General features: G+C 67.7%; 12 protein-coding genes. 6 read left to right on the top strand and 6 right to left on the bottom strand.

Going from position 1 to position 14,238, the window contains the following annotated elements:
* Positions 1 to 2 precede the first annotated feature (2 nt).
* Positions 3 to 449, top strand: coding sequence for a hypothetical protein (locus Ssi02_RS27865; RefSeq protein WP_204030546.1), 447 nt, complete (start codon positions 3 to 5; stop codon positions 447 to 449).
* On the opposite strand, the gene Ssi02_RS27860 is transcribed toward Ssi02_RS27865, so the two are convergent.
* The 3 genes from Ssi02_RS27860 to erm all read right to left on the bottom strand — a co-directional run bounded on the left by Ssi02_RS27860 (position 373) and on the right by erm (position 3,976).
* On the bottom strand, positions 373 to 2,517 hold the full coding sequence (locus Ssi02_RS27860; protein WP_204030545.1) for a tetratricopeptide repeat protein: 2,145 nt from the start codon (positions 2,515 to 2,517) through the stop codon (positions 373 to 375). The two genes, Ssi02_RS27865 and Ssi02_RS27860, sit on opposite strands and share 77 nt — an antisense overlap.
* Positions 2,518 to 2,702: 185 nt before the next feature.
* Positions 2,703 to 3,083 (bottom strand): GntR family transcriptional regulator, encoded by a 381-nt coding sequence (locus Ssi02_RS27855; protein ID WP_204030544.1) that lies wholly within the window; start codon positions 3,081 to 3,083, stop codon positions 2,703 to 2,705.
* 143 nt (positions 3,084 to 3,226) lie between these two features.
* Positions 3,227 to 3,976, bottom strand: a complete 750-nt coding sequence (gene erm / locus Ssi02_RS27850; RefSeq protein ID WP_373870214.1) for an ErmE/ErmH/ErmO/ErmR family 23S rRNA (adenine(2058)-N(6))-methyltransferase — start codon at positions 3,974 to 3,976, stop codon at positions 3,227 to 3,229.
* 360 nt (positions 3,977 to 4,336) lie between these two features.
* Here erm and Ssi02_RS27845 point away from each other — a divergent pair, with 360 nt between their 5' ends.
* Entirely contained in the window at positions 4,337 to 5,371 is a 1,035-nt protein-coding gene (locus Ssi02_RS27845) for a zinc-binding alcohol dehydrogenase family protein (RefSeq protein WP_239129860.1), read from the top strand.
* An 8-nt stretch (positions 5,372 to 5,379) separates the two neighbouring features.
* On the opposite strand, the gene Ssi02_RS27840 is transcribed toward Ssi02_RS27845, so the two are convergent.
* A complete protein-coding gene (locus tag Ssi02_RS27840; protein WP_307825805.1) occupies positions 5,380 to 6,288 on the bottom strand; it encodes a Sco1979 family transcriptional regulator in 909 nt (302 codons plus the stop codon).
* A 527-nt stretch (positions 6,289 to 6,815) separates the two neighbouring features.
* On the opposite strand from Ssi02_RS27840, the gene Ssi02_RS27835 reads away from it, so the two are divergent.
* From Ssi02_RS27835 to Ssi02_RS27820, 4 genes are all read left to right on the top strand, one after another.
* Complete coding sequence (locus Ssi02_RS27835) at positions 6,816 to 7,475, top strand: RNA polymerase sigma factor (protein ID WP_307825804.1); 660 nt, start codon at positions 6,816 to 6,818, stop codon at positions 7,473 to 7,475.
* Positions 7,468 to 8,553 carry a CU044_5270 family protein gene (locus Ssi02_RS27830; RefSeq protein WP_204030542.1) on the top strand — a complete coding sequence of 362 codons (1,086 nt, stop codon included), beginning with the start codon at positions 7,468 to 7,470 and terminating at the stop codon, positions 8,551 to 8,553. The genes Ssi02_RS27835 and Ssi02_RS27830 overlap by 8 nt, the downstream gene beginning before the upstream one ends.
* Before the next feature lie 133 nt (positions 8,554 to 8,686).
* Positions 8,687 to 10,432 carry an NAD(P)/FAD-dependent oxidoreductase gene (locus Ssi02_RS27825; protein WP_239129859.1) on the top strand — a complete coding sequence of 582 codons (1,746 nt, stop codon included), beginning with the start codon at positions 8,687 to 8,689 and terminating at the stop codon, positions 10,430 to 10,432.
* Entirely contained in the window at positions 10,429 to 11,838 is a 1,410-nt protein-coding gene (locus Ssi02_RS27820) for an ATP-binding protein (RefSeq protein ID WP_204030541.1), read from the top strand. Before Ssi02_RS27825 ends, Ssi02_RS27820 begins: the two co-directional genes overlap by 4 nt.
* Before the next feature lie 236 nt (positions 11,839 to 12,074).
* Here Ssi02_RS27820 and Ssi02_RS27815 read toward each other — a convergent pair whose 3' ends face one another.
* Together Ssi02_RS27815 and Ssi02_RS27810 are read right to left on the bottom strand one after the other, a co-directional pair.
* Positions 12,075 to 13,667, bottom strand: coding sequence for an alpha/beta fold hydrolase (locus Ssi02_RS27815; protein ID WP_204030540.1), 1,593 nt, complete (start codon positions 13,665 to 13,667; stop codon positions 12,075 to 12,077).
* A gap of 23 nt (positions 13,668 to 13,690) precedes the next feature.
* The gene (locus tag Ssi02_RS27810) at positions 13,691 to 14,143 is read right to left on the bottom strand and encodes an Lrp/AsnC family transcriptional regulator (RefSeq protein ID WP_204030539.1); all 453 of its coding nucleotides are present in this window, start codon (positions 14,141 to 14,143) and stop codon (positions 13,691 to 13,693) included.
* Positions 14,144 to 14,238 lie beyond the last annotated feature (95 nt).

Genomic DNA, 14,238 nt, shown 5'->3' with positions numbered 1-14,238 from the left:
CGATGAACACGATGAATATCGTGCGGGTCCGCATCAGCCAGCCCCTGCCATACGGCGAAGCGGAGGAAATCGCGGTGGACGAGCACATGAGCGTGATGTGCGGTGAGCCCCGCTGGTTATCGGTCGCCGATGTGATCGTCTATCGACCCGCCATGCCGAAGCAAGAGGTGGAGCAAGTGTTCAAGACGTCGCTCCGCCGATATCCCGGCAGCCTGGTCGTGGCATTGACGACTGACGACGGCTCATGTGTGGTGGGCACGCGGGAGGGGGGACTTCTGCGAGTCGCGACCCTGGTCCCATGGGTGGCGGCCTCGGCCGCGCACGCCTGGACGGTGGCCGGACAACGCCTGGACGACCTCCACGAGTGCTGTATCAGGGCTGAAGATCAGGTGGGAGCTCGTGCAGCCGGGCCTGGACCTGTTCTGCTTGAGGTGCGCCGAGTGCGCTGAAGGTGCTCAATGCCATCCTCAGATGGTCGCGTTCTTGGGCGCGGTCTCCACCGGCCGCGTCCACGTCGGCCATGGCGAGGTGGATGTGCCCCTCCTGCAATGTCGCCCCGATCTCGTGGGCGAGGACGAGAGCATGGGCCAGCGTTTCCATCGCGGCTTCCGGGCGGTGCGTCTCTAGGTGCGCCAAGCCGAGTTGGGTGAGGGTGCGTGCCTGGTTGTAGCGATCCCCCAACTCTTCGAACAGACGGCTCGCCTCGGCGAGGTCCTTGACGGCGGTGGTGTAGCTCCCAAGGGCGCAGTGGGCTTCGCCTAGCCGGCGTGTCATGAGCGCCACGCCTCGCAATCGCCCAAGACTGTGGTGGATGAGCCTGGCACGAGCGAAGTGCTCGACCGCGGACCGCGGGCGTTGCATGCCCAGGTTGGCCACTCCGAGGCTGCTGTGTGTCGACGCCTGGCCGAGGGCGTGGCTTTCGGCACGCCACAGCTCGACGGCCTGCTCACAAAGGCTCACGGCCTCCTCGAAGTGCCTGGCATGGATCTTGGCCCAGGCCAATGCCTCCATCATGCGGGGCACGGCAAGTTTGTTGTGGGACTCACGGGCGGCGGCGAGCCCCCACTCGTGGGTCTCCTCCCATTCGCGGAGATGGACGCGGTTGAGAAACAGGCCCCGCAGGGCCTCACAAAGCTGCCAGACATAGTCGTGCAATCCGCGGTCCGCGGCTTCCAGCAGAAACGCCCGAATGGTGGGGAGAGCCTCCTCCAGCCAGTCCAGTGCGACGCTGGGTCCGTCGAAAGGAGACGGCTCGCCCCTCACCTGCTCATAGACGGGTCCGACGTGCCAGCGCCCCGGCACCACGACGAGGTCGGCCGCGACGGCACGTTTCAAATACCACTCCGCCAGACGGACAAATGTTGCCGAGCGCTCGCTGTGCGCGTCCTTGTCGGCCGCTTTCCCCTGGGCGTGGAGGTGGAGCAGGTCGTGGAGGCGGAAACGTTCGGCAGCGAGGGCCTGCAGCATGCTCGCTCCGACCAGCCGGTCGAGCAGTCTCGCCGCCTCCTCCACCTCGATGTCGAGCGCGACCGCGGCGATCTCAGAGGTGAACTCCGTAGGGGGATGGGCACCGAGCGCGCGATACATGCGCGCCTCGTCCCCGTTGAGGGCGCGGTATGACACGTCGAACGCGACTTGAGCGGAAATCTCCTCGTCTTCATTACCAAGCATGGCCAACCTCGTTCGCGTACTCGCGAGCTCGTGCACAACGCTCTGGACGGACCATTGGGGGCGTGACGCCAAGCGTGCGGCGGAGGCACAGACGGCGATCGGCAACCGCCCGCACAGCCGGATCAGTTCGCGGGCCGCTGACCGCTCGTCACGAATACGCTTGGCGCCCACCACGCGCTCAAGAAGTCTCAACGCGGCATCTGTGCTTAAAGGCGACAATGGAAGATAATGCGCCCCTTCAAAGACTAAACCCGATAACCGGTGGCGCGTGGTGACAAGCACCAGGCTCGAGGCGGAGGCCGGCAACATCGTGCGCACCTGCGCGGCCGAAACCGCGTCTTCCAACATGACGATGAGACGACGGCCCGCCGTAAGAGATCGAAACAGCCTCACCTGCTCTTCGAATTCGGATGGCACCAATTCAGGCGCGGTGCCGAGCGCGCGGAGAAATCCTCCCAGCACCGCCTCGGGTGCCGCCCCTCCAAGATCGGCGTAGAGCTGACCGTCGCCGAAGGAGGAACGAATCCCGTGTAGCCATTTCAGGGCCAGTGACCGCTTTCCCACGCCGCTGAGCCCGACGATGACGACGAGTATGGGCGAGGCAGCCGCTCCCGGGTGTTCGTGCAGGAGTTGGTCGAGTTCGTTGAGCTCCTCCTCCCGGTTGATGAACACGGCGGGATCGGGGGCGAGTTCGGCGGGTGGCGGGAGGTTTCGGCCGCCCACATCGATGTGCACGCCCCCGTGTATCGCATGGGCCTGTACGGCGGCGCCGGACAACGAGCCGCTTATCTCATTGATCGCCGAAGGGGAGTGGTGCTCAGAGTGTTCCTCGCGCCCCGCCGCCACGGATACGGCCCCTCCGCATCAAAGTTCGATAGACGAACTCACCTCAAAAAACCTAACAATGCATACACCACTGAACAACCCGCTACTAAAGCGGGTGGCCCGCCTGTCTCTTTCCCCAGGACGGGCCATGGCAAGTGGTGACCCTTCCGTACCCCAAGCCGAGGCCCGCCCAGGGAAAGCCGAACTCAGCGCCCCTGTTCTCCCAGCATTCGTAGGACGGCTTGGAGTGTCCCTGAGTTGCCATCGCACTCGATTGTGATCTTCACACGGGGAGCACGAGGAGCATGAGGAGCATGAGGGGCTGCCGGTTTGCGGGAGCGGGCCGGGTGGCGTGGTCTTCCGCTGCTCGGCACCGCGTAGCACCGGTGGGGCAGGTGGACGAGGTCGGTGCCCCGCAGTTCGGCGAGAGCGCGGCGCACGGTGGCGAGCGAGACGGAGTATTGCCTGCTCAACTCCCTCTCGGAGGGGATGACCCGGCCGGGGCCGAGGACGCCGGCGGCGATGTCGGCCCGGATGTGGTCGGCCACCTGGAGGTACAGCGGTATGTGGCTCTCTCTGTTTAACATGGACCCAAGGCTAGTACGTGCTACACCTCCCTGTACGTGTTATAGACCTATAGGCTCATCGGCGAGCCGCTGACCTGCCGGAACGACGTGACGAAAAAAACCGGAGCCCGAGGCGAACGCCCCAGGCCCCGGATCCCCAAATGTCAGACGAGCTCCTCAAAAAGCACCAGCCACTCGTCCGGATGGACAAACGCCACCACGGCCCCAGGTTCGACCCCCGCGGTGTCGAACGCCGCGTCCACCCGGCGGGCCGGGTAGCGGGTGGTCAGGGTGGCGTGGAGGGAGCCGCCCAGGCCGGTGAAGCCGTGTTCGACGAAGTCGTGCCAGGCGTCGCGGGCGTCGGGCGGCAGCAGATATCCCGGCCGGTGGTCGATGCGCACGATGGCGGAGTCGACGGCGGGCACGGGGCGGAAGCTGTCTCTGCCGACGGTGTCGAGGAGCCGCCACGAGTGGCTGGGCCAGCTCAGCACGGTCAGCATGCTCCAGCGGCCGTAGTCGCCGGTGCGTTTGCGGGCGTATTCCCGCTGGGTGAGCAGGGTGGCCGAGGTGAGCGTGGGGGCGCTCAGGCACCAGTCCACGATCTTGGAGGTGATCGAGTACGGGATGTTGCCGGCCACGCCGAAGGGTTCGCGGGGGACCCGAGCGGCGAGGAAGTCACCCTTGACGACCTCGATGCGGTCGTGGTCGCGACTGCGGGCGCCCAGTTTGGCGGCTAGAAGTGGATCGATTTCATATGCGACTACCTTGTCTGATCTATCGGCCAGGGCGTGGGTGAGGGCGCCCTCCCCGGCTCCGGGCTCCAGCACCAGCTCGTGGGTGCCTGACGCTTCGGCGACGAGCCGTACGGCGTGGCGGTCGACGAGGAAATTCTGGGAGAGTCTGCGACGGTCCAGGTCACGCTGAGTGCGACCGCCGGACTGCTTAACCTTTTTCTGGGTGTGCGAGTAGTTTCCGTGCGCGAAGGATTTTGCCACGGTGACGCCCTTCCGGGTCCGAGAGTGAAACAGGTCTCGGAGGCCCTGGGCGCACGCATGGAGGACGCGCGGCTTTCGGTGTGGTGCGTCCTCGTCAGCGGGCCAGGGCCTGGCTGCCGCGAGGACGGATCACATAGCCCACCATCAGGCAGGCGAAGCACTCGTTCATAGCGTGAGACGATACGGCCCGTCTCGATTCGAGGGCAACTCCTTTTTCCAGTGACGAGGGAACGGGGCGGGGAAACCGGGGAAACATAGGGAGCACGGGGAGGACATGTCATGCGACCTCAGGAGATGGATGCGTGGGTGGTCGCCCGGCCGGGCCCCATCCGGACGAACCCGCTGGAGCGCGTACGGTTGCCCGTGCCGGAACCCGGTCCGGACGAGGTGCTGGTGCGGGTGGAGGCGTGCGGGGTCTGCCGTACGGATCTGCATCTGGCCGAGGGCGACCTGCCACCGCATCGGGAGCGCACGGTGCCCGGCCATCAGGTCGTGGGGCGGGTGGTGGCGCACGGAGACGCGGCGCGGGGACGGGACCTGGCCGGCTCCCGGGTGGGGGTGGCGTGGTTGCGCTCGACCTGCGGCCGATGCCGCTATTGCCGCCGGGGGGCGGAGAACCTCTGCCCCGGGTCCACGTACACGGGGTGGGACGCCGACGGTGGCTATGCCGAATATGTCACGGCGTTGGCTGACTACGTCTATCCGCTACCGGACGAGGTGCCCGCGGTCCAGCTGGCGCCGCTGTTGTGCGCGGGGATCATCGGCCATCGGGCGCTGCTCCGCTGCGACCTGCCACCGCGGGGAGTGCTCGGGATCTACGGTTTCGGCTCTTCCGCCCACCTCACCGCGCAGGTGGCGATGTGGCAGGGCGCGAAGGTGCATGTCATGACCCGGTCGGCGAAAGCACGTGAGCTGGCCGCGGAGCTCGGGGCGGCGTCTGCAGGCGGGGCGGCGGACGCACCACCCGAGCCACTGGACGCCGCCATTCTCTTCGCCCCGGCGGGTGAGCTTGTGCCGGTGGCGCTGTCGGCGCTGGACCGCGGCGGCACACTCGCGGTGGCCGGCATCCACTTGAGCGACGTTCCGCCGCTGAACTATGAGCGCCACCTGTTCCAGGAGCGCACGCTGCGCAGCGTCACGGCCAACACCCGTGCGGACGGGCGCGCGTTCCTGGAGATCGTCACGGCTCGGTCACCTCGGGTCGCGACCGTCGCCTACCCGTTCGCCGAGGCCGGCCGGGCGCTCGCCGATCTGGCGGGCGACCGGGTGGAGGGCTCCGCCGTGCTCACCCCGCCGTGGGCGGACGGCGGCTGAGCCGCGGGTTATGAGAAATCCCGGAGAATGCGGTGGAGGTGCTGAATGGTTTCGCGTGGTTGTTCCGCCTCGACGCCGAGACGGTTCATCACGTGCCAGTAGCGCTGGGTGTCGGCCGGCTTGTCGAGGTAAAGCGCGCCGGTTAGCTGTTCGAGGTAGACGATGTCGGGGAGTTCGTTCTCGGGAAAACGCAGAATGGTGCTTGGGCCCGCCGATCCGGCGTGGTTTCCTGAGCTGAACGGCATCAGCTGCACGGTGACGTGTTTGAGTTCGGCGATCTCGATGATGTGCTTAAGCTGCGCTTTCATGGTGGCGACGCCGCCGATGGGCCGCCGCAGCGCGGTCTCGTCGACCACGGCCCACAGTTTGGGGGCGGGCGTTTTGCGCAGCAGGCGCTGACGCCTCATCCGCAGGTCGACACGGCGTTCGGCCTCCTCGGGGGTGACGCCGCCGCGGCCGGCCCGGATGACGGCCCGCGCGTAATCCTCGGTCTGGAGTAGCCCGGGGACAAATTGCACCTCATAGGTGCGGATAACGCAGGCGGCCTGTTCCAGCCCAAGAAAGGGCTCAAACCACTGGGGCACCACGTCGGCGTAGTAGTGCCACCAGGCGGGGGCGTTGGCCTGCTCGGCGAGGGAGAGCAATGGGGCACGCTCGGCCTCGTCGTGCACGCCGTAGCGTGTGAGCAGGTCTTCCACGTCCCTGAGCTTGAAGCCGGTGCGGCCCAGCTCCAGCCTGCTGATCTTGGAGGTCGACGCCCTGATCGTCTCCCCGGCCTCCTCGCGGGTGACGCTCATGGCCTCGCGTAGCCGGCGCAGTTGCGCGCCGACCAGCATGCGCAGCACTGTGGGCCCTGCCTGCCGGTAGTCCACCACCCGATTGTCGGTTGTTTCCGTTGTTGTCCGAGCAGTATGCAAACCCGCTCCTTACCTCACAAACCGCTAACGGTTCGGTCCATCCAGCATTCATCATCCACACGCCAAGCGCACCCGGCCGGGCGGCCGATACGCGGGACGAGGCGGCCGGCGGCCGCGGTGGCGATGGATGCCACATCCACATTCCCAGCTCACACAGGCCCACACAAAGAGCTCGAGCAGCCGGCGACAAGGAAGATCACCACACTCGGCCTTTTCTCAATGCGGGCACCGTCGCCGTGAAGACGACAATGGCCAGGAAGGACGCATGTTAGCAAAGGGCCATTGACCGATTGCACCGCGTGGCGAGCCGGCTCGGAGGGGGTGAACTCCAGACACGAGACCTAGGAGAACACGCATGCGCCCGATCCGAAAGCCCTTCGTTTCAGAAAAGGTGAGGCAACCGCATTTTTGCCGGCTCGGCCCCCTCAGACCGGCCGGGATACAAGTGGCTACTCACCGTCACCGATTCCATATCAGCGCGAGAAAAAAAGTTGGAACCAACTTCCCAGCGAGGTGAAGAACGGGGTGTGAATCCATCCTGGACCGTCCGCGCCCCGGCCGCCCATCACATGGCGATCCCCGTGGACGACGCCCTGACGCCGCCCACCCGCGATGGCACCATGGACTCCGACTCGGCCCTGATCGAACGCTCCACGGCCGAGCCGGAGCTCTTCGCGGTGCTGTTCGACCGGCACGCCGATGAGATCTTCCGCTACACGGCACGCCGTCTCGGCGCCGAACTCGCCGAGGATGTCGTCGCCGAGGTGTTCCTCATCGCGTTCCGTGGCCGTGCCCGTTACGACCGCGTCCACCAGGACGCCAGGCCATGGTTGTACGGCATTGCCACAAATATGGTCGCCAGGCACCGCAGAGCCGAAAGGCGGCGCACCCGGGCAATGGCCCGGGTCGCCGCTGACCGGCCGAGCTCGTTCGACGAGCGCGTGGCCGAGCGTGTCTCCGCCGAGCAGCTCCACCCCAAACTGGCCCGCGCACTGGCGGCCCTGTCGGCCGCCGAACGCGACCTGCTGCTTCTGATCGCCTGGGGCAACCTCGGCTACGACGACGCGGCGCTGGCGCTCGGCATCCCCGTCGGCACGGTCCGTTCCCGGCTGCACCGGCTCCGCGCCAAGGTGCGCCGGGCCCTCGGCGGCATCGATCCCTTCACCCTGGAGTCCCCTCATGGATGAGATCAAGCTGTTCGGCGACCATCCGCCTGCCGGTCCGCACTACCCGGAGGAGGCGAAGCGCGCCGCGCGCCGCCGCCTGCTCGCCGAGGCGGACAAGCCGCGGCGCACCAGTTTCGTCTTCCCCCGCATCGGCTGGCAGGCCGTGGCCGCGTTCGGCACAACCGTCGTGCTGGTGGGCGGAGTCACGGTGGCGCTGTCGTCCGCCGGCCCGCGTGATGTGCCGCCTGGGGCCGGCACATCTCAGCCGGCCAAGGCCACGGCTCTGCCGTACGGCACGAGCGGGGAACTTGAGCCGAAGCCAGGGCAGTGGATCAAGGTGGAGTCGCGGAGCTCCTACCGGAACAAGGACGATCGCAGCAAGAAGTACATCTACACCGATGACATACGCACGACCTGGCGGTACTACGACGAGACGAAGGAGGGGCTGGTCTTCTTCGGCGACTCTCCCTCGGTGCGGAAGGCGAAGGAACTCTCACCGTGGCTTGTGGTGACCGCCGACTGCCCTGACTGGGAGAAGGGCTGGCGTCCGAACTACGCCTATCTCAGTGGCCTGCCGACCGAGGCGAAGGCGATGCGCGACGTGCTTGACAAGAGAGTCGCGTATGAGGACACCCTCATGTCCGGCAGGGGGGAGCGGCGGGAATTCCTGGCGTTCGAGGAAGTCCATACGTTGCTGCAAGACCACTACGTGCCTCGGGCGCAGCGCGCCGCGCTCTTCGAGGCCGCGAGGTCGATCCCCGGGGTGGAGATTGCAGAAGGGGTGAAGGACGGCGACGGCCGCGACGGCGTCTCCCTCGCCATGACCGCCGACGGCGTGCGCAAAGAGATCATCTTCGCTCCGGAGACATATCTCTACCTCGGCGCGAGGTACACGGCAGTCGCGGGGAACGACCACGACACCCCGGTGGGGACGGTGGTCGGAATCACCACGCAGCGGAAGACGTCAGTGGTCGACGCACTCCCGGAGGTGCCAAAGAACGCGCTCAAGGACTCCAGTTGCGACATGGCGAAGAACACGAAGGACGGCGAGAGGCCGGCCTCTGACTCCCCCTCCCCCACGTCGGCGCCCAACGAGTGACGCCGGCGCCCCCTGGGGTCCCCGCTTCCCAGAGCGGGGCCCCGGGTGGTCCCCCGCCCCCCTTAGAGCATCAAAATCAGCACCCATGTGACATGCTGCGAGAAAGAGGTAAGTAGCCGTAGGAAGGCGGGATATGGACGGGGCTGTCATGAAGCCGGACATCTCCCCACCCACATCACCCCAAACGGCACTGAAGCCGGTGATCGTGACGGTGGACGACGATCCCGGCGTGTCCCGCTCGGTGGCCCGGGACCTGCGCCGGAAGTACGGCGCGGCCTACCGGATCGTGCGCGCCGAGAGCGCCGGTCAGTGCATGGACTCCGTCAGGGAGCTCCGCCTGCGCGGGGACGAGGTGGCCCTGCTGCTCGCGGACTATCGCATGCCGCAGATGAACGGCGTCGAGTTCCTCGAACAGGCGATGGACGTCTACCCCTATGCCCGCCGTGTGCTGCTGACCGCCTACGCCGACACCGACGCCGCCATCCAGGCGATCAACGTCGTCGACCTCGATCATTACCTCCTCAAGCCCTGGGACCCGCCGGAGGAGAAGTTCTACCCGGTGATCGACGCCCAGCTCGACGCCTGGCAGCGCACCGACCGCCGGGGTACGGCGGAGCTGCGTGTGGTCGGGGCCCGCTGGTCGGCCCGGTCCTACGAGGTGCGCGACTTCCTCGCCCGCAACCAGGTGCCCTACCGGTGGCTGCTGGCCGAGGAGAACGAGGGCGCCCAGCTCGTCGCGGCCGCGGCCGAGGTGTGCGAGATGAAGGACCACCCGGAGGGGCACGTGCCGGCGGACAAGCTGCCGCTGGTGGTGACCTCGGACGGCGTCACGCTGGCCGCGCCGACCAGCGCGCAGCTCGCCGAGGCGGTGGGATTGTCGACCGCCCCCACAACCGACTTCTACGACCTTGTCGTCATCGGCGGCGGGCCGGGCGGGCTGGGCGCGGCGGTCTACGGCGCCTCCGAGGGCCTCAGCACGGTGCTCGTCGAGATGCACGCCTCGGGCGGGCAGGCCGGGCAGAGTTCCCGGATCGAGAACTACCTGGGCTTCCCCGACGGCGTGTCCGGCGGGCAACTCGCCGACCGGGCCCGGCGGCAGGCCCAGAAGTTCGGCGCCGAACTACTGCTGGCCTGCGAGGTGACCAACCTGTCGGTCAAGGGCCAGACCAAGGTGCTCGGACTCGCGAACGGCAAGAGCCTCGCGGCCCACACCGTGATCCTGGCCACCGGCGTCTCCTACCGGCGGCTCAGCGCGCCCGGCCTTTCCGACTTCGTCGGCCGGGGCGTCTACTACGGCGCCGCCATCACCGAGGCCCCCTCCTGCTGCGACCAGGACGTCTACATCGTGGGCGCGGCCAACTCGGCGGGCCAGGCCGCGGTCTACCTGTCGGGCTACGCGAGCAAGGTGCACCTGCTGGTGCGGGGCGACGGGTTGGAGAAGTCGATGTCGCACTATCTCATCGAGCAGATCGGCCGCATCCCCAACATCGTCGTGCACACCCACACCGAGGTGATCGCCGGTGAGGGCGACGGTCACCTGGAGCGGCTCACGTTCCGCGGCCCCGAGGGCAACACGTGGACGAGCCCGGCCGAGTGGTTGTTCGTGTTCATCGGGGCTCAGCCGTACACCGACTGGCTGGGCGACGCCGTCGAGCGCGACCGTAAGGGTTTCCTGCTCACCGGCCCCGATCTGACGGCCGCCGGCCAGCGGCCGAGGGGATGGCAGCTCCAGCGCGAGCCGTACTTCCTGGAGACCAACGTGCCCGGCGTGTTCGCGGCGGGCGACGTGCGGGCCGACTCGATCAAGCGGGTCGCCTCCGCGGTAGGCGAGGGCGCGATGGCGGTGGCCATGGTCCACCGCTACCTGGAGAAGACATGATCGATCGCGATGAGCTCCGGCGGTTGTTCCTCTTCGAGCGGCTGGACGACGATCGGCTGGCCTGGCTCGCCTCCCACGGCGAGGTGCAGGCGCACGACGCGGACGAGTTCATCGTGCGGCAGGGCGAGCCGGCCGAGATCTTCGTCGTGCTCATCGAGGGCGAGATCGTCATGACGCTCCAGAGCACCACGGGCCCGGTCTCCGGCGAGCCCACCTCCAAGCCGGGGGTGTACGGCGGAGCCGTCACGGCCTATCTCGGCGATCGTGCCCCGCTGTTCTACGGCCACTCGCTGCGCACCACGGCGCCGTCCCGGCTCTTTGTGCTGCCCGCCAAGCGGTTCGGGCAGATGATGCACGACTGGTTCCCGATGGCCGTGCACCTGCTCGACGGCGCGCGGCTCGGCGGGCTCACCTGGCGTGAGCTCGTGGACCGCAGACAGCGCCTCACCGCGCTCGGCACGATCACCGCGGGCCTCACGCACGAGCTGAACAACCCGGCCGCCGCGGCGGCCCGCGCGGTCGGCGAACTGCGGCAGGAGGTCGGCGAGTCCCGCCGCCAGCTGGCCGACCTGGCGGAGGCGGGCATCGCACCTGAGCGGCTCCGGGCGCTGATCGAGATGCAGGAGGAGTGCGCCAGGAACACGGCGGAGCAGCCGGCGCGCTCACCGCTTGAGGTCTCGGACGCCGAGGACGAGCTGGCGGAGCAGCTTGAGGACGCCGGGGTCGAGGAGAGCTGGGAGTTGGCGCCGACGCTGGTGTCGGTCGGTTTCAAGGCGGACCACCTCGACAAGCTGCGGCAGGCGGTAGGCGGGGAGCACCTGCCGGCGGCGGTGCGATGGCTGGCGGGGGCGACCGAGATCAACCAGATGCTCGACGAGGTGACCGACGCCACCGAGCGCATCACCACGCTGCTGGACTCGGCGAAGCAGTACTCCCAGATGGACCGGGCCCCCTACCAGGTGATCGACGTGCGGGAGCTGCTCGACAGCACTTTGACGATGTTCCGCGGCAAGATCCCGCCAGGCGTCAGCGTGGTCACGGACTACGATCCCGACCTTCCGCCCATTCCCGCTTATGCCGGTGAGCTCAACCAGGTGTGGACCAACCTCATCCACAACGCCCTCGACGCCATGGGCGACACCGGAACCCTGACCGTGCGCACCTCACGCGGCCACGACTCGGCCCTCGTCGAGATCTGCGACACCGGCCACGGTGTGCCCGAGGAGCTGCGCGAACGCATCTTCGAGCCCTTCTTCACCACCAAGTCCGTCGGCGAGGGCACCGGCCTCGGCCTGGACATCTCCTTCCGCATCGTCGCCGGCCGCCACGGCGGCGACCTCCGCGTCGAATCCCGCCCCGGCGACACCTGCTTCCAGGTCCGCCTGCCGCTGAAGGAAATCACCTGAGCGTCAACACCTGGCGGTGTTGTGGCCGGCCTCCGACACGTCGGTTTCTCCGCGGAGAACGGCACGTTTGGCCGCAGCTCCGCCGTGTCGAGGGGGCCGTGCGCGGCTTTCGCGGAAACGATTAGATCGCGAAGATTGTCACGCTCGATCTGCCGCTCCAACAGCTTGGAAGCGCAGGCCGAAGAGGTCCCCCCTGGGCTTTGTCCATGCCTCCGATGGTAGAGGGAGGATGATCGCTAGCCCGGGGGTTTGACCTTGATGGCGGGTAGGTCGGAGAGGCAGGTGGCGCGGCCGACGTCGCCGGTGCGGATGAACTTGACGATGATGCCCGTGACACAGCCGCCGGGGTCGGCGTCGGGGGTGTGGCCCATGTTGGGGACCACCAGGAAGGTGACGTTCTTGAACTGGGCGGCGGCGCGGCGGCCGGCGAGGACGGTGGTGTTGGCGTCGAGGTCGCCCGATAGCACCAGGACGGGGACGTCGGGGAAGCGGCCGGTGGAGACGTAGGGGCGGGCGGTGTTCACGCGGGGCCAGGTGATGCAGGCGTCGGCGAGGTCGTCGAGGCCCCCGGTGAAGCCGCGGGCGCTGAAGGCGCCGAAGTCGCCGGGCCGGGTCCGGGCGAGGGCGTCGGCGAACTGCTCGCGGCGCTGCGGGATGGAGGCGTCGACGGAGAACGGCCGGGGATAGTCGTTGCAGACGACCGCCATGGACTGGAAGTCGTCATGGGCCGCGCGGCCCGAGGCCGTCTGCTCAAGCATGGAGCGCAGCCCCTTGTAGTCGCCCTTGACCGCGGCGGCGAGCACGGACGGCAGGCCGCCGAGCATGCTCGGCTCGTCGGGCTTGGAGCCGACGCCGCTGCTGGCCCCGGTGAACAGCAGAGAGGCGAGCATGGACTCGTCGAAGGTGACGTTCCGCGTCTTGTCGCCTACCTTTAGCGAGATCTTGAGGGGCTTCTCGCGCAGCTGCGCGGCGAAGGTGGTGAGGTCGCGGACGGCCTGGTTCCCGTCGCACTCGCCGCTGCGCGCGCAGATGCGCTGGAGGTCGAGGGAGACCGCCTGGGCGCTGTCGCGGCCGAGGGGGTCGGTGTTGAGCGGGTAGGCGCCCGACAACACGATGCTCTTCACCCGTGAGGGGTGGCGCTGGGCGTAGATCGGCATGAGGTAGGTGCCGTAGGAGGTGCCGAAGAGCACGAGTTTGTCGATGCCGAGGTGCGCGCGGACCGCGTCGAAGTCGTCGGCGGTGGCGGCGGAGGTGTAGGCGGCGGCCCTGGGCCCGAGTTCGGCGGCGCAGCGGGCGACCTTCTCCTGAAAGCCCAGCCTGCCCGAGTGGGCGATCTCGCTGCGTTTCACGTGGCAGCTCACCTCGCCGGAGCGGCCGGTGCCGCGCGGGTCGATGAGCAGCAGGTCGTAGTCGGTCAGCAGGTCCTTGAACTGGGCGATGTAGCCTTTGGCCTCGCTGATCGCGGGGGCGCCTGGACCGCCGGGGTTGACCATGAGAGTGCCGGCCGCGGGTCTGTCAAGCCGGGTGCGCAGCACGCGGGCGTAGCCGACGGGTGTTGTGCCAAGTTTCGGTTGATCTTTCAGCAGCGGCCTGCTGATCGTGCCGTATTCGACGCGGTGTCCGTCGAGCGTCTGGCACTGAGAGGAGCCGCAGGGTGAGGGTTTCGGCGACCCGGCGTCCACCGTGCCCGTGGCGCCGTGGCCGGCCGAGAGGGTGAGGGCGCCGGTGACCGCCGTGGCCGACGCGGCGGCGCGCAGGAAGATGCGGTGGGTCCGCCTCCGGGGAGCCCGCCGCCCGGCGGGCTCCGTCAGGGAACGTACACAACGCATGGCCTCACCCCGTCCCAGACCCCTTACAGCGGAAGGGTTCCAGCAGATTTAAAGCTTTTCATTGCGATCTGCGAGGTCATCTTGTCGAGCCCTGGCAGCCGGCCGAGTTTCTCCATCCTGAGCTTGCTGAACGCTTCCATGTCGGCCACGGCCACCCGCAGCACATAGTCGGGACGCCCGAACATGCGCAGGCATTCGATCACGTCGTCGATGTCCATGACGGCCTCCTCGAATGCCCGGACGGTCTCGGCGTCCTGCCCCGTGAGCTCGACGAAGACGATCACCTGGAACCCCCGCCCCACGGCGGCAGGATCCACCACGGCGCGATAACCCGTGATCACCCCCGTCTCCTCAAGGTTACGGACCCGGCGCAGACACGGAGAGGGCGTGAGCCGTACACGCTCGGCGAGTTCAAGGTTGCTCATCCTGCCCTCGACCTGGAGGAGACGCAAAATTGCGCGGTCTGTGGCATCCATAACATCAAATGCTAATAGACCAGCCACTTCGGTCAAATATCAGCATCGAATGTCATGAGCTCTGACATAACCTTGCCCCATTCCCGCAGGTTGTG

Source organism: Sinosporangium siamense (assembly GCF_016863435.1).
GTDB lineage: Bacteria > Actinomycetota > Actinomycetes > Streptosporangiales > Streptosporangiaceae > Sinosporangium > Sinosporangium siamense.
This window is presented reverse-complemented; position numbering and strand designations above follow the sequence as displayed.